General features: G+C 39.5%; 18 protein-coding genes and 1 pseudogene. 18 read left to right on the forward strand and 1 reads right to left on the reverse strand.

Annotation, left to right across the window (positions count from 1 at the left end; all coding sequences use genetic code 11):
• The first annotated feature begins 21 nt into the window (after nucleotides 1-21).
• The 3 genes from prmA to mtaB are packed head-to-tail and all read left to right on the forward strand — an operon-like array spanning nucleotide 22 to nucleotide 3,107.
• A complete protein-coding gene (gene prmA, locus PDT38_RS00155) occupies nucleotides 22-957 on the forward strand; it encodes a 50S ribosomal protein L11 methyltransferase (RefSeq protein WP_270798150.1) in 936 nt (311 codons plus the stop codon).
• Nucleotides 958-981: 24 nt separating this feature from the next.
• A complete protein-coding gene (locus PDT38_RS00160) occupies nucleotides 982-1,749 on the forward strand; it encodes a 16S rRNA (uracil(1498)-N(3))-methyltransferase (protein WP_270798151.1) in 768 nt (255 codons plus the stop codon).
• 2 nt (nucleotides 1,750-1,751) lie between these two features.
• Nucleotides 1,752-3,107: a tRNA (N(6)-L-threonylcarbamoyladenosine(37)-C(2))-methylthiotransferase MtaB gene (gene mtaB, locus PDT38_RS00165; RefSeq protein WP_270798152.1), complete on the forward strand. Its 1,356-nt coding sequence runs from the start codon at nucleotides 1,752-1,754 to the stop codon at nucleotides 3,105-3,107.
• 43 nt (nucleotides 3,108-3,150) lie between these two features.
• Here the strand turns inward: mtaB and PDT38_RS00170 are convergent, their stop codons facing one another.
• On the reverse strand, nucleotides 3,151-4,077 hold the full coding sequence (locus PDT38_RS00170) for a Na/Pi symporter (protein ID WP_270798153.1): 927 nt from the start codon (nucleotides 4,075-4,077) through the stop codon (nucleotides 3,151-3,153).
• A gap of 186 nt (nucleotides 4,078-4,263) precedes the next feature.
• Here PDT38_RS00170 and rpsU point away from each other — a divergent pair, with 186 nt between their 5' ends.
• The 15 genes and pseudogenes from rpsU (at nucleotide 4,264) to recO (ending at nucleotide 16,400) form a co-directional block, all read left to right on the forward strand.
• Nucleotides 4,264-4,437 carry a 30S ribosomal protein S21 gene (gene rpsU / locus PDT38_RS00175; protein WP_010196218.1) on the forward strand — a complete coding sequence of 58 codons (174 nt, stop codon included), beginning with the start codon at nucleotides 4,264-4,266 and terminating at the stop codon, nucleotides 4,435-4,437.
• A gap of 14 nt (nucleotides 4,438-4,451) precedes the next feature.
• Nucleotides 4,452-4,898, forward strand: coding sequence for a GatB/YqeY domain-containing protein (locus tag PDT38_RS00180; RefSeq protein WP_172296368.1), 447 nt, complete (start codon nucleotides 4,452-4,454; stop codon nucleotides 4,896-4,898).
• Between the two features lie 118 nt (nucleotides 4,899-5,016).
• On the forward strand, nucleotides 5,017-6,336 hold the full coding sequence (locus PDT38_RS00185) for an NfeD family protein (RefSeq protein WP_270798154.1): 1,320 nt from the start codon (nucleotides 5,017-5,019) through the stop codon (nucleotides 6,334-6,336).
• A gap of 26 nt (nucleotides 6,337-6,362) precedes the next feature.
• The gene (floA, locus tag PDT38_RS00190) at nucleotides 6,363-7,355 is read left to right on the forward strand and encodes a flotillin-like protein FloA (RefSeq protein WP_270798155.1); all 993 of its coding nucleotides are present in this window, start codon (nucleotides 6,363-6,365) and stop codon (nucleotides 7,353-7,355) included.
• A 31-nt stretch (nucleotides 7,356-7,386) separates the two neighbouring features.
• Nucleotides 7,387-7,830: a hypothetical protein gene (locus PDT38_RS00195; protein WP_270798156.1), complete on the forward strand. Its 444-nt coding sequence runs from the start codon at nucleotides 7,387-7,389 to the stop codon at nucleotides 7,828-7,830.
• Nucleotides 7,831-8,324: 494 nt separating this feature from the next.
• Nucleotides 8,325-8,606 carry a sporulation protein YqfC gene (gene yqfC / locus PDT38_RS00200; RefSeq protein WP_270798157.1) on the forward strand — a complete coding sequence of 94 codons (282 nt, stop codon included), beginning with the start codon at nucleotides 8,325-8,327 and terminating at the stop codon, nucleotides 8,604-8,606.
• 15 nt (nucleotides 8,607-8,621) lie between these two features.
• Complete coding sequence (gene yqfD, locus PDT38_RS00205) at nucleotides 8,622-9,830, forward strand: sporulation protein YqfD (protein ID WP_270798159.1); 1,209 nt, start codon at nucleotides 8,622-8,624, stop codon at nucleotides 9,828-9,830.
• The gene (locus PDT38_RS00210; protein ID WP_270798160.1) at nucleotides 9,827-10,786 is read left to right on the forward strand and encodes a PhoH family protein; all 960 of its coding nucleotides are present in this window, start codon (nucleotides 9,827-9,829) and stop codon (nucleotides 10,784-10,786) included. The genes yqfD and PDT38_RS00210 overlap by 4 nt, the downstream gene beginning before the upstream one ends.
• A 166-nt stretch (nucleotides 10,787-10,952) precedes the next feature.
• Entirely contained in the window at nucleotides 10,953-12,986 is a 2,034-nt protein-coding gene (locus PDT38_RS00215) for an HD family phosphohydrolase (RefSeq protein ID WP_270800063.1), read from the forward strand.
• The gene (gene ybeY, locus PDT38_RS00220; RefSeq protein WP_270798161.1) at nucleotides 12,983-13,459 is read left to right on the forward strand and encodes an rRNA maturation RNase YbeY; all 477 of its coding nucleotides are present in this window, start codon (nucleotides 12,983-12,985) and stop codon (nucleotides 13,457-13,459) included. The genes PDT38_RS00215 and ybeY overlap by 4 nt, the downstream gene beginning before the upstream one ends.
• Nucleotides 13,437-13,817, forward strand: a complete 381-nt coding sequence (locus PDT38_RS00225) for a diacylglycerol kinase family protein (RefSeq protein WP_172296353.1) — start codon at nucleotides 13,437-13,439, stop codon at nucleotides 13,815-13,817. The genes ybeY and PDT38_RS00225 overlap by 23 nt, the downstream gene beginning before the upstream one ends.
• A gap of 144 nt (nucleotides 13,818-13,961) precedes the next feature.
• Complete coding sequence (locus PDT38_RS00230; protein ID WP_270798162.1) at nucleotides 13,962-14,372, forward strand: cytidine deaminase; 411 nt, start codon at nucleotides 13,962-13,964, stop codon at nucleotides 14,370-14,372.
• Nucleotides 14,353-15,258: a GTPase Era gene (gene era, locus PDT38_RS00235; RefSeq protein ID WP_270798163.1), complete on the forward strand. Its 906-nt coding sequence runs from the start codon at nucleotides 14,353-14,355 to the stop codon at nucleotides 15,256-15,258. Before PDT38_RS00230 ends, era begins: the two co-directional genes overlap by 20 nt.
• 155 nt (nucleotides 15,259-15,413) lie before the next feature.
• The gene (locus PDT38_RS00240; protein ID WP_270798164.1) at nucleotides 15,414-15,557 is read left to right on the forward strand and encodes a YqzL family protein; all 144 of its coding nucleotides are present in this window, start codon (nucleotides 15,414-15,416) and stop codon (nucleotides 15,555-15,557) included.
• A 38-nt stretch (nucleotides 15,558-15,595) separates the two neighbouring features.
• A pseudogene (gene recO / locus PDT38_RS00245) lies at nucleotides 15,596-16,400 on the forward strand (DNA repair protein RecO).
• The last annotated feature ends 72 nt before the right edge of the window (nucleotides 16,401-16,472 follow it).

Raw genomic sequence — 16,472 nt, forward strand, 5'->3', positions numbered from 1 at the left:
ATTGGATGAGGAGTTGGTAGTATGAAATGGTCCGAAATTTGCATTCACACAACACATGAAGCGGTAGAGCCCATCTCAAATATTTTGCATGAAGCTGGTGCAAGTGGTGTGGTGATAGAAGATCCGCTTGATTTAAGTAAAGAACGTGAGAATGTTTACGGAGAAATCTACCAGCTCGATCCCAATGATTACCCTGAAGAAGGCGTCATCATTAAAGCGTACCTGCCGATCAACAGTTTTTTAGGTGAAACCGTTGATGGCATCAAAAAAACGATTAATAATTTGTTGTTATATGACATTGATCTTGGTAGAAATAAAATTACCATCAGTGAGGTAAATGAAGAAGAATGGGCAACAGCTTGGAAAAAATATTACCATCCGGTAAAAATTTCCGAAAAGTTTACAATTGTTCCAACTTGGGAAGATTATACACCCGTTCATACAGATGAACTGATCATTGAAATGGATCCCGGGATGGCATTCGGAACAGGCACACATCCAACCACAGTTCTCTGCATACAAGCACTAGAGCGGTATGTGAAAACAAGCGATTCAGTTGTTGATGTCGGAACGGGAACAGGTATTTTGAGCATCGCTTCCGCAATGCTTGGTGCTGACCAGGTAGAAGCATATGACCTTGATCCAGTTGCTGTTGAAAGCGCCCGTTTGAATTCCAAACTGAATAAGGTTGCTGAACAGATTGAAATTAAACAAAATAATTTGCTTGACGGGATTAGCGGAGAAAAAGACGTGATTGTAGCAAACATTTTGGCAGAAGTGATTCTTCGTTTTACTAACCAAGCCTACAGCCTACTCAAACAGGATGGTTATTTTATCACATCAGGCATTATTCAGCACAAAAAACAGGAAGTCAAGGATGCGCTAATAAAAGAGGGATTCACAATCATTGAAGTTCTGTCGATGGAAGATTGGGTCAGCATCATTGCCAAAAAATAATTATTTAGTAGGTGGCACTAGCGTATGCAACGATATTTTATTGAACAAACGAAACAAGAAGTAACAACGTCCGGTGTGCTTGTCATCAAAGGTGAAGACGTCCACCATATCGTAAATGTGATGAGAATGGCTGAGGGTAATCAGATTATTTGCTGTACAAAAGATGGCCATGAAGCATTCTGTACCTTGGATTCTTTATCAAAGCACGAGGTTGAGTTAACAATCGTTGAATGGACTGGAAAAAGTCGTGAACTTCCACTTCAAGTTCATATTGCCAGTGGACTTCCAAAAGGTGATAAACTGGAATGGATCATTCAAAAAGGTACAGAACTTGGAGCCAGTTCTTTTATTCCCTTTGGAGCATCACGATCTGTTGTAAAATTTGATGATAAAAAGGCGAAGAAAAAACAAGAAAGATGGGCGAAAATCGCCAAGGAAGCTGCAGAACAGTCGCAAAGAAACAAGATTCCAAAGGTGGGAGACATCCATACATTTCACAGTTTACTGAAAAGCCTTCACAATTTCGATAAATGTGTCGTTGCATATGAAGAGTCATCAAAACAAGGTGAGAACACCCTGTTTCAATCTGTCATCAAAGACTTGCCGAAAGGTTCCTCAATCCTTTTGATGTTTGGTCCTGAGGGAGGTTTTTCAGACAGTGAAATTCAGGCGCTCCAAGAAGAAGGAGCAATTGCTTGCGGGCTTGGTCCGCGGATATTAAGGGCAGAAACAGCGCCGCTTTATGCTTTGGCGGCTGTTTCTTATCAAACAGAGTTATTAAGAGGTGAGTAATTATGGCAACCGTTGCTTTTCATACACTTGGCTGCAAAGTCAATCATTATGAGACAGAGGCAATTTGGCAGCTCTTTAAAGAAAACGGCTATGAAAGAAAAGAATTTGAAAGTTTAGCAGACGTATACATCATTAATACGTGTACTGTTACAAATACAGGCGATAAGAAAAGTCGTCAGGTCATCAGACGGGCAATTCGCCAAAACCCCGATGCTGTCATTTGTGTTACTGGGTGCTATGCGCAAACTTCTCCAGCGGAGATTATGGCGATTCCTGGAGTAGATATCGTTGTTGGTACACAGGATCGTGAAAAAATGCTCGACTATATTAAGCAATACCAAAAAGAAAGACAACCGATTAACGGTGTTGGCAACATTATGAAAGCCAAAGTGTTTGAAGAGCTTGATGTTCCTGCATTTACCGATCGGACGCGGGCTTCTTTGAAAATCCAGGAAGGTTGCAACAACTTCTGCACGTTTTGTATCATTCCATGGGCACGAGGCTTGTTACGCTCACGTGATCCAGAAGCGGTCATCCGTCAGGCGCAGCAACTTGTTGATGCTGGTTATAAAGAAATCGTTCTTACCGGAATTCATACAGGCGGCTATGGAGAAGACATGAAAGATTATAACTTTGCACAGCTATTAAGAGAGTTGGATAGCCGTGTTAAAGGTCTGAAAAGGATTCGCATATCTTCAATTGAAGCAAGTCAAATTACGGATGAAGTGATCGAAGTGCTTGACCACTCTGATAAAATCGTCAGACATCTTCATATCCCTCTTCAGTCCGGTTCAAACAGTGTTTTAAAACGGATGAGAAGAAAATATACAATGGAATTTTTCGCTGACAGATTAACGAAACTCAAAAAAGCTCTTCCGGGTCTTGCTGTCACTTCTGATGTGATTGTCGGTTTTCCGGGTGAAACGGATGAAGAATTCATGGAGACCTATCGTTTCATTAAAGAGCATCAATTTTCTGAACTGCATGTTTTTCCATACAGTAAACGGACAGGAACTCCTGCCGCACGAATGGAAAACCAAGTTGATGAAAACTTGAAAAATGAACGCGTTCACCAACTTATTGCCCTTTCAGATCAGTTGGCAAAAGAGTATGCGTCAAATTATGAAGGTGATGTTCTGGAAATTATTCCCGAAGAGCCATTTACAGAAACCGGTGAAGACAACTTATTTGTCGGCTACACTGATAATTATATGAAAGTGGTTTTTGAAGGTTCTGAAGACCTAATCGGAAAACTTGTTAAAGTGAAAATCGTAAAGGCGGGCTATCCGTATAATCAAGGACAATTCCTTAGAGTTTCTGGTGAAGATCATCACGAAAATATCCGCCTCACGTCTTAATTTTAAAAGCCGAGTCACATCAAGATGTGATTTGGCTTTTTGTCTAATTCCGCTTTGCGAAGAGGAACAAGATAAACGAATGAAACAGATTGGTCAATGGCAAAAAAAGAACGGCAGTTACGATGTTAAACACCAAGCTAAAATGTGCAATTTGTTGAGCTGGACTTGTGGAAAGGCTAGAAATAAATTCAGTTAAAGACGAAAGAATAGGGTAAATGGCCAACACGCCAATAACATTAAAGATAACATGGGCATAAGCTGTTTGTTTAGCGGCTGTACCACCCTTGACAGCAGCCATTACTGCTGTGATGCATGTCCCGATATTAGAACCGAGCACGACACTCATAGCTTGCGTCAAGCCAATGACCCCTTGATCCATAAAACTCATCAAGATCCCAACACAGGCAGAACTGGAATGGATCAAAGCCGTCAACAATGTCCCAACGATTAAAGCATAAAATGATGAATGTTCAACAAGATGAACAATATATGCGCCTGAATCAAGATTTGATAATGGAATGGCAAGATGACTAAAACCTTGAATACAGAAAAAAATAATGCTTAAGCCGATCAAACTAACACCCAAGTGGTGAAAAGGGTGTTTTCTTGTGATCCACAAAACAATTCCAACTGTAAAAAGAGTGAAAATGAGAAATTCTAGTTTGATAGCTAAAAATTCTGTTGTAAATGTAGATCCAATGTTTGTCCCCAAAATCAGCGGAATGGAACGTTTAAACGATAATGCCCCAACACTGACAAAGCCAATAACAATAACCATAAATGCTGAACTGCTTTGTAAAATTCCAGTAAAAATAATGCTAACAAGAAAAGCTTTTAATGGATGATCCGTAAAAAAAAGTAGTCGTTTTTCAATCGTTTCAAATGTTAAAGAAAACAAACCTTTTCGTAACATACCCATACCCGTAAGAAAAAAAATAATCAAAAATAGAAATAATATAAAAATGATCATCAGATTGTGGAGACACCCCCTCCAATAAATTTATATAGACAAGCTTGCAAACTAATGACAAAAACATAAAACAACCTTGTTTGGTTGACCTTACCGAAAGCTTATATTATAATGTCAAAGTACATGTATTAATGTATGTCTTTTTTTAAAGCAGTCGATTGGTGTATTCGGAGGGAGGGAAAGAGAATGTCAAAAACGGTCGTTAGAAAAAACGAATCGCTTGAAGATGCTCTTCGTCGCTTCAAACGCAGTGTATCAAAGACAGGTACTTTGCAAGAAGCAAGAAAGCGTGAATTTTACGAAAAACCTAGTGTAAGACGTAAGAAAAAGTCTGAAGCTGCAAGAAAGCGCAAATTCTAAAAGAGGGTGGATTTATGAGTCTTCTTGAGCGACTAAATCAAGATATGAAGCTCTATATGAAAAGCCGGGAGAAAGACAAACTGACTGTCGTTCGAATGGTGAAGGCTTCGCTTCAAAACGAAGCAATCAAGCTTAAGAAAGACAGGCTGACCGATGATGAGGAACTGACTGTTCTTTCTCGTGAATTAAAGCAGCGTAAAGACTCCCTCCATGAATTTTCAAACGCTAATCGTTCAGATTTAGTAGATAAAGTTCAAAAAGAGTTAGACATTTTGGAAGCTTATATGCCTGAACAACTGACAGAAGAAGAGCTGTCTGAGATTGTTAATGAAACGATTGCTGAAATCGGTGCCGCTTCAAAAGCGGATATGGGTAAAGTGATGACAGCTATCATGCCAAAGGTTAAAGGTAAGGCGGATGGATCTCTCGTCAATAAGCTTGTCAGCAAACAACTGTCTTAAAGAAAAAGACATCTTTCAAAACGAAAGGTGTCTTTTTTATATCTGGTATGTTGAAACCTTTGATACATTTGTTACGTATATATGGTTAATGATAATGTGGAAGGAGGGTGTTAAGTCCTTGTTACTGAAAAAAATAAAATTGTCAGTTGCCCTCATATGTGGTTTTGGATTATTCTTATTATTAGGAGTTCATTTGACCGTAAAGGCAGAAGAGAATACGGTATATGTGATTCCGGTTGAAGAAACGGTGGAAAAGGGACTTTCTAAATTTCTTGAGCGTTCTTTTCAGGAAGCCAAAGAAATGAAGGCAAAGCACATTATACTTGATATCAATACTCCAGGCGGAGCCGTCGATGCAGCATTGAAAATTGCTGACACGATACATAACTCCGACATTCCTGTGACGGCTTATGTCAATCGGAGGGCTCTTTCTGCCGGTGCATACCTTGCATTAAATGCGGATGATATCTATATGGCGCCAGGTGGAAAAATGGGAGCTGCTGCCATCATCGACACACAAGGAAATGCGGCGGACAAAAAGGCAGAATCATTGTGGCTAGCGGAAATGGAAGACGCTGCTAAAAAGAATGGTCGCGATCCAAAGTATGCACTTGCGATGGCTGATGCTGATGTCGATGCCAAAGATGTCGGTGCTCCTAAGGGTGAACTATTAACGTTAAGTCCTGATAAGGCTCTTAAAGTTGGTTATTCAGAAGGTACTGTTTCAAATCTTGATGATCTTTTGAAAAAATTGAAACTTCAAGATGCCAAAGTAGAGCACACCGAGGTTAGCTTTGCCGAAAAAGTAGCGCGTTTTATTACACACCCTGTTGTGGTCCCGATTTTGCTTTCAATCGGAAGTCTCGGCCTAGTTGTCGAACTTTATTCACCGGGGTTTGGAATACCGGGTTTCATGGGTCTTTCAGCGCTGATGTTGTTTTTTTATGGTCATCTCGTAGCAGGACTTGCGGGAATGGAAACGCTCCTTCTATTTATCACAGGGATCATTCTGATTATTTTAGAATTTTTTGTACCGGGTGGAATTGTCGGGATTATCGGTATCATTGCTGTTATTGCGAGTCTCTTTCTAGCTTCAGGTAGTTTCACGGATATGGCCATCTCCATTTTGATTGCAATTGCTGTCTCTGTTGCAGCATCCATACTATTGACAAGGGTGTTGGGGAAGCGAATGAACTTTTTTAAAAAATTGATCTTAACCGATTCTACAAATTCAGAAAGCGGCTATATTTCTAATGAAACCCGTCATGATTTAATCGGTCAAATTGGAATTACTTTTACACCGCTTAGACCGTCAGGAACGGTCATCATTGGGGACGAACGGCTCGACGTCGTTTCCGAAGGCTCTTTCACCGCAAAAGACAAAAAAGTGAAAGTGGTGAAAGTAGAAGGTTCACGTATTGTTGTAAGAGAAATTTAAATCAACTATTTAGGAGGAATCAGACTATGGATTCGTCAACTTTGCTACTTTTAGTGATGATAGCAGCAGGAATCATTGTATTGGCCGTCTTTTTCACTTTCGTTCCTGTTATGCTCTGGATCTCAGCATTAGCAGCAGGAGTCAAGATTAGCATTTTTACACTGATTGGAATGAGGCTTCGCCGTGTTATTCCAAATCGTGTTGTCAATCCGCTTATCAAATCACATAAAGCTGGATTAGATGTTTCCATTAACCAGCTTGAAAGCCACTACCTTGCTGGAGGAAATGTTGACAGAGTTGTTAATGCACTAATTGCAGCCCATCGTGCCAACATTGAATTAACATTTGCCAGATGTGCAGCAATTGATTTAGCAGGCCGCGATGTTCTTGAAGCTGTGCAAATGAGCGTTAATCCCAAAGTAATTGAAACACCGTTTATTGCCGGTGTAGCTATGGATGGTATTGAGGTAAAAGCAAAAGCAAGAATTACAGTACGTGCCAACATTGACAGACTTGTCGGGGGAGCTGGAGAGGAAACGATTATTGCCCGTGTAGGTGAAGGGATCGTATCAACAATCGGTTCATCTACTAACCATAAAAAAGTCCTTGAAAACCCAGATATGATTTCACAAACCGTGTTGAGCAAAGGCTTAGATTCAGGTACAGCATTTGAAATTCTGTCGATTGATATCGCTGATGTGGACATCGGCAAAAACATCGGAGCCATTCTTCAGACTGACCAAGCTGAAGCGGACAAAAATATCGCACAAGCCAAAGCGGAAGAGCGCCGTGCGATGGCGGTTGCACAAGAGCAAGAAATGCGTGCCCGTGTAGAAGAAATGCGCGCTAAAGTAGTAGAAGCCGAGGCAGAAGTACCACTTGCTATGTCTGAAGCACTCCGCGGTGGAAATATCGGTGTCATGGATTACCTCAATTTTAAAAATATTGATGCTGACACAGATATGCGCGATTCATTCGGAAAACTGACAAAAGACCAGTCTGAAGACGATCATAAATAAACAAGCCCCTGATTAAAAGGAGGGAGCTAAATTGTTAGACTTCATTTTAGACAACCCGATCATGATGGCCATTATTGTCGGGGCTATTTCTCTCATTTTCAACCGTATAGGGAAAAATGATGAAGAAGAACAAAACAAGAAAACTTCTGCGAAATCTAAAACACAAGCGCAAAAGCCAAAACCAAAACGTCAGCAGAAACAAGATGATAAACCTTCGTTACAATCAGTAACGAAACAGCAAACAGTAGACGTGATGGCTGAGCTGAACAGAATCAAGACAGATGCAGAACGGTCTCTACCTGCTGTTAAGCGAGAGATCAAAAAACAAAGCCATTCTTTGCAGGTTAAAGAGAATCAAAAATTGCTCAAAATGAATAAAAATACTGTTGTTCAAGGCATTGTTTTTGGAGAGGTATTCGGTCCTCCTCGCTCCAAAAAACTGCATTATACGATGAGGCGCCGTTCTAAACATTAACACATTACTGGGCTCAGGTTCCACAGTTCATAGGGAACCTGAGCCCAATGTTTTTGTTTTGTTGGATATGGGGTCAACCAGTGCGAGGTTACAATAATCGTTTTCATTAGATCACTCCAATTATTTATTCGAAGTGATGTCGAGTCGGCTGTTCAATATTGACATTGAAGACCTTCTATAACGCTATAACGTAGTACAAACACTCCCAACGCACAAACGAGCAATGAAATTATCACGTCTACCCTCACGTTAAACTTGAATAAGATCGGTCCCAGTTTATTGATCTTTTTAAGTCCGCTCTACAATCATTTCTAAGTCATACTTCTTGACAACATCTTTAATCCGCGATTGGCCTCATCTTGTGACATAGCATTAATTCCTAGTAAACTGATTTGATTTAGAGAGTGTTTGAATTAGCATGTTATGAACTCCTATAGAATAAGAATATTATAGATGATTTAAATCTAAAGCCATCTAAGAGGAAAGGGGGTTCTTTGGTGAAAAGAAAAAACCGCATGAGAGAGTGGCTGACAAGAACATTGGAAGTTCCCCCTGACGTTATGATGGATCTTCCGAGAATAACAATGATTGGGAGGCTACATATATATATTGAAAATCACAAAGGGCTCCTGATGTTCAGTGATCGTGAAGTAAGGCTGATGCTAAAACAGGGACAATGTATTATACAAGGAAAAGACTTTGTGATTAAGACGATTTTGCCTGAAGAAATTTTGCTTGAAGGAACAATTGAACTTGTTCGCTATATCGAGTCATAGTTAGGGGGAAGTAGCGTGAAAAATAAATGGCTTTCTTTTTTTTCAGGAAAAGTACGGCTTCAAGTCATGGGAACGGGAATTGAACGTTTTTTAAACGAATGCATCAGGCGCGGTATCCCACTGTTTGATGTAGAAAGAAAAGACCAGACCGTTTTTCTTTATATTCTGCTTTCAGATGTACATGCTTTCCGTAAGGCCATCAGGAATTTCGACTGCAAATGCCGCTTTTTGAAAAGAAAAGGGTTCCCTTTCTTGTTGCAAAAATCAAAACGAAACAGCGGTTTTACTTTAGGAATTGCTGCTTTTTTCGTCATCATGTTTCTTCTTTCAAATATGATATGGAAAATCGATATTTCCGGGGCAAATCCGGAAACAGAGCATCAAATCAGGCAGGAACTGAATCGAATTGGGGTTAAAAAGGGACGTTTACAGTTTTTAATGATGACACCGCAAAAAATTCAGCAATCCCTTACAAAAGAAGTGGAGAATATTACATGGGTGGGTATCGAATTAAATGGGACAGCCCTTCACATGAAAGTGGTTGAGAAGAATGAACCGGAAAAAGAAAAAGGTATGGGTCCGAGGCATATTATCGCAAAAAAAGATGCAACAATTTCTAGCATGTTTGTCGAAAAAGGTGAACCACTTGTCACTGTTAACGAACATGTTAAGAAAGGTCAAAAGCTTGTTTCTGGGTTAATTGGCAATGAGGAGGATGAAGAAGAGGATAAACAAAAAGTTGGAGCCAAGGGGGAAATTTTTGGTGAAACATGGTACCGATCAACGGTAACGGTTCCTCTTGAGACATCATTTGATGTTTTTACGGGTAAAGTAAAGACAAGGCACAAGCTCTCTAGCGGTTTTTTATCTGTGCCTTTTTGGGGTTTTTCCTTTAAAGAAGAAAAGCTCTCTAATCCAAAAACAGAAACGGAAGAACATCCGCTTCATTTCTTCAAATTTACACTTCCTTTCACATATGTAAAGGAAACAACAAGGGAAAGCGAAAAAGTTAAGAGAGTTTACACAAAAAAAGAAGCAGCACAAGAAGCGATCAAAATGGGAAAACAAGATGTGCGAAAAAAAATTGGTAATGACGGAGAGGTTATCAGTGAAAAAGTTTTGCACGAAACGAGTGAGAATGGTAAAGTTAAATTGATCATCCTTTACCAAGTTATTGAAGACATTGTTCAAACAACACCAATTGTTCAGGAGACTAAAGAATGACAGAACACTTACTTGCGATTAATCAACAGTTGGAAGGTCCGAATGAAGCTCAAGCACTATTTGGAAATCAGGATTCACATCTGAAAATGATGGAAGAAGAGCTGAATATTTCGATTATCACTAGGGGAGAAACTGTATATGTAACCGGTGATGAGGAAACTTTTCAAATTGTGGACAGCCTGCTTGCTTCCCTTTTACGTCTGATTCGCAAAGGAATTGAACTCTCAGAACGAGATGTCTTATATGCGATCAAGATGGCGAAGAGGCAAAAGCTAGAATTTTTTGAAAGTATGTATGAAGACGAAATTACCAAAAACGCCAAAGGTAAATCGATCCGTGTCAAAACTATGGGTCAAAGAGAATATATAGCTGCAATGAAAAGGCATGACTTAATCTTTGGCATCGGCCCAGCTGGAACCGGGAAAACCTATTTAGCTGTTGTAAAAGCCGTTCATGAACTGAAAAATGGGCACGTTAAAAAGATCATTTTGACAAGACCAGCAGTTGAAGCGGGGGAAAGTCTCGGCTTTTTACCCGGTGATTTGAAAGAAAAAGTTGACCCCTATTTACGACCTTTGTATGATGCTCTCTATGATGTGTTAGGAGCAGATCATACAGCACGGTTGCTTGAAAGGGGAACGATTGAAGTCGCACCGCTCGCTTATATGAGAGGTCGGACACTCGATGATGCTTTCGTCATTTTGGATGAAGCACAAAATACGACACCGGCACAAATGAAAATGTTTTTGACGAGATTAGGTTTTGGTTCTAAAATGGTTATTACAGGCGACATTACACAAGTTGATCTGCCAAAGGGAGTTGCGTCTGGACTTGCTGTTGCAAAAAATATGCTCCTTAATATCGACGGAATCTCAATTGTCGAATTGGATCAGACGGATGTCGTCAGACATCCCCTTGTCGCCCGAATCATTGAAGCATATGAGAAGACAAAATAATTGGAATGACCCGATTGTTGCCCGCTATCGGGTCGTTTTTTAGTTTGTTGCCGGAAAAGAGGTGTTTGATTTGAAAAAGAAACGAAGAATTGAGAGAAAGCGGTTCAAGCTAATAAAAAAAGAACGTTTCCTTCCGATTATTCTCTATACAGTGATTTCGATTTTGATGTTTATTCTGCTTTTTGTTCATGTAAGACCTGAATCACTTGACCTTGACTTATTTTCCATCAGTGAAAATACAATTTATGCGCCGGCAACAGTGGAGGATCAACAAGCAACAGCCACGAAAAAGCAAGAAGCAAGTGAAGAGGTTCCCGATCAATATACTCTTAAGAAAGAGTACTCTGATAACAGAGTTGATCTAGTCTCATCGATATTTGAGATTATTAAGGAAGTCAAAAAAGAAAATGGTAATGGGTCTGAAAAAGAACAAGTCAAATCTGTGGAAGATAAACTGACTTCAGATGTGACAGATTCTTTATCAGAAAAATCAGTGCAAAAGCTGTTAAATGCAAGTGATGGTGAACTTTCAATGACTCAGGACTCTGTCATTACAGCTGTTAATGATGTCATGAGTAAGGAAATTCCGGCCGGAAAACTTGAAAGTGCCAGAGAACAAGTCACGAAAGAATTAAAAAGCAATTCTATTCCTAGCAAGCTAAAGAGTGCTGCAAATGAAATTGCTCGCTTTGCAATCATTCCCAACTATGTATACGATCCTAATAAAACAGAACAAAAACGACAAGAGGCGGAAGATAGTGTTCAACAGATCCAAATTAAACAAGGACAAATTCTTGTTGAGGAAAACGAGCTAATTGATAGAGAAGTATACAGAAAGTTGGAATTAACAGGATTATTAAGCGGTGCTAATATGTATAAACCGATTGGTGGACTGTTATTACTAATTGGGTTGTTTATTGCCGTGTTGATTTACTATTTCGAAAAACAGCATGATTCTAACAGATTATCGAAAACGAAATCACTGATGTTATTTTCACTCGTAACTGCGATTGTTTTAATTGTAATGGAAGTCATCAGCCTGTTTCAGGAACTTGAGTTCAGCCATATCGGTTACTTAGTTCCAATCGCAATGGGCGCCATGTTGATTAAGCTTTTAATTCATGAACGGTTGGCAATCCTTGCTAGTATGATCCTGTCGATTTGTGGTAGCATGATGTTTAATCAAGGTGTTACAGGAACGTTTAATTACGGAATTGGAACGTATTTTCTAATTAGTTCTATAGCAGGTATACTGTTATTAGGGAAGCATAATGCAAGGGCTAAAATTCTCCAAGCCGGTCTGTTTGTATCCTTTATTAATATTGTCGTGATGTTTACCCTACAATTGATTCAAAATGCGGCGCAATCAGGCTTAGAAATTGGTACAAATATTGTGATGGGTGTGGTATCAGGTATTGGATCTTCTGTCCTTGTCCTTGGCTTTATGCCGTTTTTTGAAAGTGGATTTGGTATTTTATCAACAATGAGACTGCTCGAACTTTCAAATCCAAATCACCCACTACTCCGTAAAATATTAACGGAAACACCTGGGACGTATCATCACAGTGTGATGGTTGCTAATTTGGCGGAAGCGGCATGCGAAGCAGTTGGTGCAAAGGGGCTTTTAGCAAGGGTTGGCGCATATTATCATGATATTGGTAAAACAAAACGACCCCAATATTTTATTGAAAACCAAATGAATATTGATAACCCGCATGACAAGCTGTCACCTCAGTTAAGCAAAAATATTATTATCGCACATACGATCGATGGGGCGGAAATGTTGCGGGCGCATAATATGCCAAAAGAATTAATTGATATCGCTGAACAGCATCACGGCACATCGCTGCTTAAGTTCTTTTTCCATAAAGCAAAAGAAAAAGGAGATCAGATGACAGAAGAAGAGTTTCGTTATCCAGGTCCAAAACCACAATCAAAAGAAGCAGCGATTATCTCTGTAGCTGACAGTGTGGAAGCGGCGGTCAGATCGATGCATAATCCGAACCTCGAGAGAATCGAAAAGCTTGTACGTGGTATTATTTCCGATAAACTTCAAGATGGACAGTTTGACGAATGTGACCTGACATTAAAAGAACTTCATACAGTCGCGACGACGATTTGTGAAACGTTAAAAGGCATTTTTCATTCGCGGATTGAGTATCCAGAGGTTAATTCAAAACAGAAGGTGAAAAACACATGAGTTTAATCATTGATATTTCAGATGAAACAAGTTGTCTCTCCGATGAACATTTGCAAGAGCTTGAAATGCTTCTTCAATTTACGGCTCGTGAAGAAGGAGTTGCTGATCAAGCGGAAGTATCCGTTACGATTGTCACGAATGAAGAAATTCAAAAGATCAATAAAGAATACCGAGGAAAAGACTGTCCGACTGATGTCATCTCTTTTGCACTTGAAGAAGAGGGGGAGGGAGAGGTTGAAATCATCGGTACTGACCTAGCGCCCGTTCTTGGTGACATCATCATCAGTGTGGATAAGGCAAAAGAACAAGCAACAGAGTATGGGCATACACTTATGCGGGAACTGGGATTTCTTACTGTACATGGTTTTTTGCATCTACTCGGATATGATCATATGACAAAGGAAGATGAAGAAGAAATGTTTACTAAACAGAAGGATCTTTTAAATAAATATGGGCTTTCAAGATCCTCCTAAACAAAAAGAATGGCAGCGGTTGCGAAAAAGCTTTGCAAATGCCTTCAACGGAATTTTCCTGACGTTCATTTCCGAGCGCAATTTTCAAATACACACGGGAGCCGCAATATTGGTCATATTTTGCGGCTTCATCTTTAGATTGACAGCTCTAGAGTGGGTCGTTATTTTAATGCTTATCGGTGGAATGTTTGCTTTGGAGTTAATCAACACAGCGATTGAACATGCTGTTGATTTAATTACAAACGAAAACCATCCACTTGCAAAAGCTGCTAAAGATGCAGCAGCAGGAGCTGTTTGCGTCTTTGCTGCTATTTCGTGTATGATTGGATTAATCATCTTTATACCAAAATTATTTTGACACAAAATTGCCTTTTATTTCTACCAGGTAAAAGATTCTTACAAAGATTTTACATTTTCGATTTGGGCGTGAAAAACTGGTCATGATTATGTAAAATAAAAGTGTTAGCGGTACCAAAAACCGTATGAAGGAAGGAACTTTCAAATGACTAAACAAGAGTTAATTGCAGAAGCGTTAGAAGCAAGAGAATTTGCATATGTTCCATATTCAAAGTTTAAAGTCGGTGCAGCACTCATAACAGAGGATGGCAAGTTGTATAGAGGTTGCAATATTGAAAATGCTGCATACAGCCTATGCAACTGTGCTGAACGAACAGCGCTGTTTAAAGCTTACTCTGAAGGGGATACAGCCTTTAAAATGCTTGTCGTTGTTGCAGATACGCCTGGACCTGTATCACCATGTGGCGCGTGTAGACAAGTGATTTCTGAACTTTGTTCAAATGATATGCCTGTTATTTTGACTAATCTAAAAGGCCAAGTTGTCGAAATGACAGCTCAAGAATTATTGCCAGGAGCATTTTCATCGGAGGATTTACATGACACTGGAAAACTTTAAATCAGGATTTGTGTCCATTATTGGGCGACCTAATGTAGGAAAATCAACTTTTTTAAATCGTGTGATCGGCCAAAAAATTGCCATCATGAGCGATAAACCACAAACAACGAGAAACAAGGTTCAGGGCGTATTAACAACTACGACATCGCAAACGATTTTTATCGATACACCCGGAATTCACAAACCAAAGCATAAACTTGGCGATTTTATGATGAAGGTTGCCCAGAATACTTTAAAAGAAGTCGACATTATTTTATTCATGATCAATGCAGCCGAAGGGTATGGAAAAGGTGATGAATTCATAATTGAACGCTTAAACCAATTGACGACACCAGTTTTTTTGATTGTCAATAAAATCGATCAGATTCATCCGGACCAATTACTGATGCTAATTGATGAATACAGAACCAGATACCCGTTCAAAGAAATTATTCCAATATCTGCTCTTGAGGGAAATAATATCGATACGCTTTTAAAGCAAATTGAAGATTATTTGCCAGAAGGTCCGCAGTTTTACCCGAGTGACCAAGTAACCGATCACCCAGAGCGCTTCATCATTTCTGAGCTGATTCGGGAAAAAGTGCTGCATCTGACAAGAGAAGAGATTCCTCACAGCATTGCTGTTAGCATCGATTCAATTCAAGAACGAGATAATGGTTCTGTTTATGTAGGTGCAACTATTGTTGTCGAACGCGACTCCCAAAAAGGAATAGTTATTGGAAAAAGGGGCAGTCTGCTCAAAGAAATTGGTAAACGGGCTAGGACTGATATTGAAGCTCTACTTGGCTCACGCGTCTTTTTGGAACTGTGGGTCAAAGTGCAAAAAGACTGGCGGAATAAGATGTCACAGCTTCGTGATTTTGGATTCAGGGAAGACGAGTATTAACGACCTCAACTTGACCGTGGTGTCGTAATATAACCTCTTAAAATTAAAGTATTATTAGAAAAAAATGTTTAACATGAAATAAAGGATACGGGGTCAAGATAATCTTATGAATTTGGAGTTGAAAAGCTAGTTATAAACAGAAAGGTGGGGTTTTTATGTTGAATTTTACTTGGAATGTATTTTCACAAACAGGAAGCGTTGATACGTATCTTCTTTTCAAAGAATTGGAAAAGGAGAACCTGGAAAGACCCAATGTACTTGAAGAAGAGCTAGCGCAAGTTGATTATCCAATTTTGTGAATGCTTGATTCCCCTCGAATTTTTTGGATGGTGCACATATGCTGACAAAATGTGAAGGTATAGTCCTTCGTACAAATGATTATGGTGAATCAAATAAAATCATTACAATCTTAACGAGGGAACATGGCAAAATCGGTCTGCTGGCAAGGGGTGCAAAAAAACCGAACAGCCGCTTGTCAGCGATTTCCCAGCCGTTTCACTATGCTTCCTTTTTGTTTCGGAAATCATCAGGTCTAGGAACATTGGAACAGGGCGAGATGATAGAAAGCATGCGTCATATCCGAGAGGATCTTTTTTTAACAGCGCATGCGGCATATATTGCCGAATTAATCGATAAGGGAACTGAAGAAAAGAAACCGAACCCATTTCTATTTGAACTTTTTCTTCAATCACTGCAAAGGCTGAATGAAGGAACTGATCCTGACATCATTACAAATGTAATTGAGGTCAAAATGCTTGGTGTTATCGGTTTGTATCCGGAATTTGACGAATGTGTTCATTGTAAAAGCAAAGAAGGTACATTCCATTTTTCTATTCGAGAAAATGGTTTTATTTGCCATCGTTGTTTTGAAAAAGATCCATACAGGGTCCCGCTTTCTCCGGCTACTGTAAGACTGTTAAGGCTGTTTTATTATTTTGATCTATCAAGGCTTGGGCATGTGTCAGTCAAGAAGGAAACGAAAGAAGAACTTAAAAGGGTTCTCCGTCTTTATTATGACGAATACTCTGGTATTTTTCTGAAATCGCGGCGATTCATCGAGCAAATGGACAATATGAAAGATATGCTCAGGTGAAAACAAAAAGTTGACATCTTCTTCAATCTTTTATAAGATCATTTCATAAACAATAATGATGCTGTGGTGACGGAAAAGAGTAATTGCGCATACCCTCATATTTAGCGATCCTGGGACGGTG

Origin of the sequence: Bacillus changyiensis, assembly GCF_027706145.1 — a bacterium.
In the GTDB taxonomy this organism is placed as follows: domain Bacteria; phylum Bacillota; class Bacilli; order Bacillales; family Bacillaceae; genus Bacillus; species Bacillus changyiensis.

Coding starts and splice junctions, on each gene's coding strand:
- PDT38_RS00170 (WP_270798153.1), bottom strand. CDS start 4,077: ATGATCATTTTTATATTATTTCTATTTTTGATTATTTTTTTTCTTACG.
- PDT38_RS00215 (WP_270800063.1), top strand. CDS start 10,953: ATGTTTATTCTGCTTTTTGTTCATGTAAGACCTGAATCACTTGACCTT.
- era (WP_270798163.1), top strand. CDS start 14,353: ATGACACTGGAAAACTTTAAATCAGGATTTGTGTCCATTATTGGGCGA.
- PDT38_RS00160 (WP_270798151.1), top strand. CDS start 982: ATGCAACGATATTTTATTGAACAAACGAAACAAGAAGTAACAACGTCC.
- rpsU (WP_010196218.1), top strand. CDS start 4,264: ATGTCAAAAACGGTCGTTAGAAAAAACGAATCGCTTGAAGATGCTCTT.
- prmA (WP_270798150.1), top strand. CDS start 22: ATGAAATGGTCCGAAATTTGCATTCACACAACACATGAAGCGGTAGAG.
- PDT38_RS00210 (WP_270798160.1), top strand. CDS start 9,827: ATGACAGAACACTTACTTGCGATTAATCAACAGTTGGAAGGTCCGAAT.
- PDT38_RS00225 (WP_172296353.1), top strand. CDS start 13,437: ATGGGCTTTCAAGATCCTCCTAAACAAAAAGAATGGCAGCGGTTGCGA.
- PDT38_RS00230 (WP_270798162.1), top strand. CDS start 13,962: ATGACTAAACAAGAGTTAATTGCAGAAGCGTTAGAAGCAAGAGAATTT.
- floA (WP_270798155.1), top strand. CDS start 6,363: ATGGATTCGTCAACTTTGCTACTTTTAGTGATGATAGCAGCAGGAATC.
- PDT38_RS00180 (WP_172296368.1), top strand. CDS start 4,452: ATGAGTCTTCTTGAGCGACTAAATCAAGATATGAAGCTCTATATGAAA.
- ybeY (WP_270798161.1), top strand. CDS start 12,983: ATGAGTTTAATCATTGATATTTCAGATGAAACAAGTTGTCTCTCCGAT.
- PDT38_RS00240 (WP_270798164.1), top strand. CDS start 15,414: ATGTTGAATTTTACTTGGAATGTATTTTCACAAACAGGAAGCGTTGAT.
- mtaB (WP_270798152.1), top strand. CDS start 1,752: ATGGCAACCGTTGCTTTTCATACACTTGGCTGCAAAGTCAATCATTAT.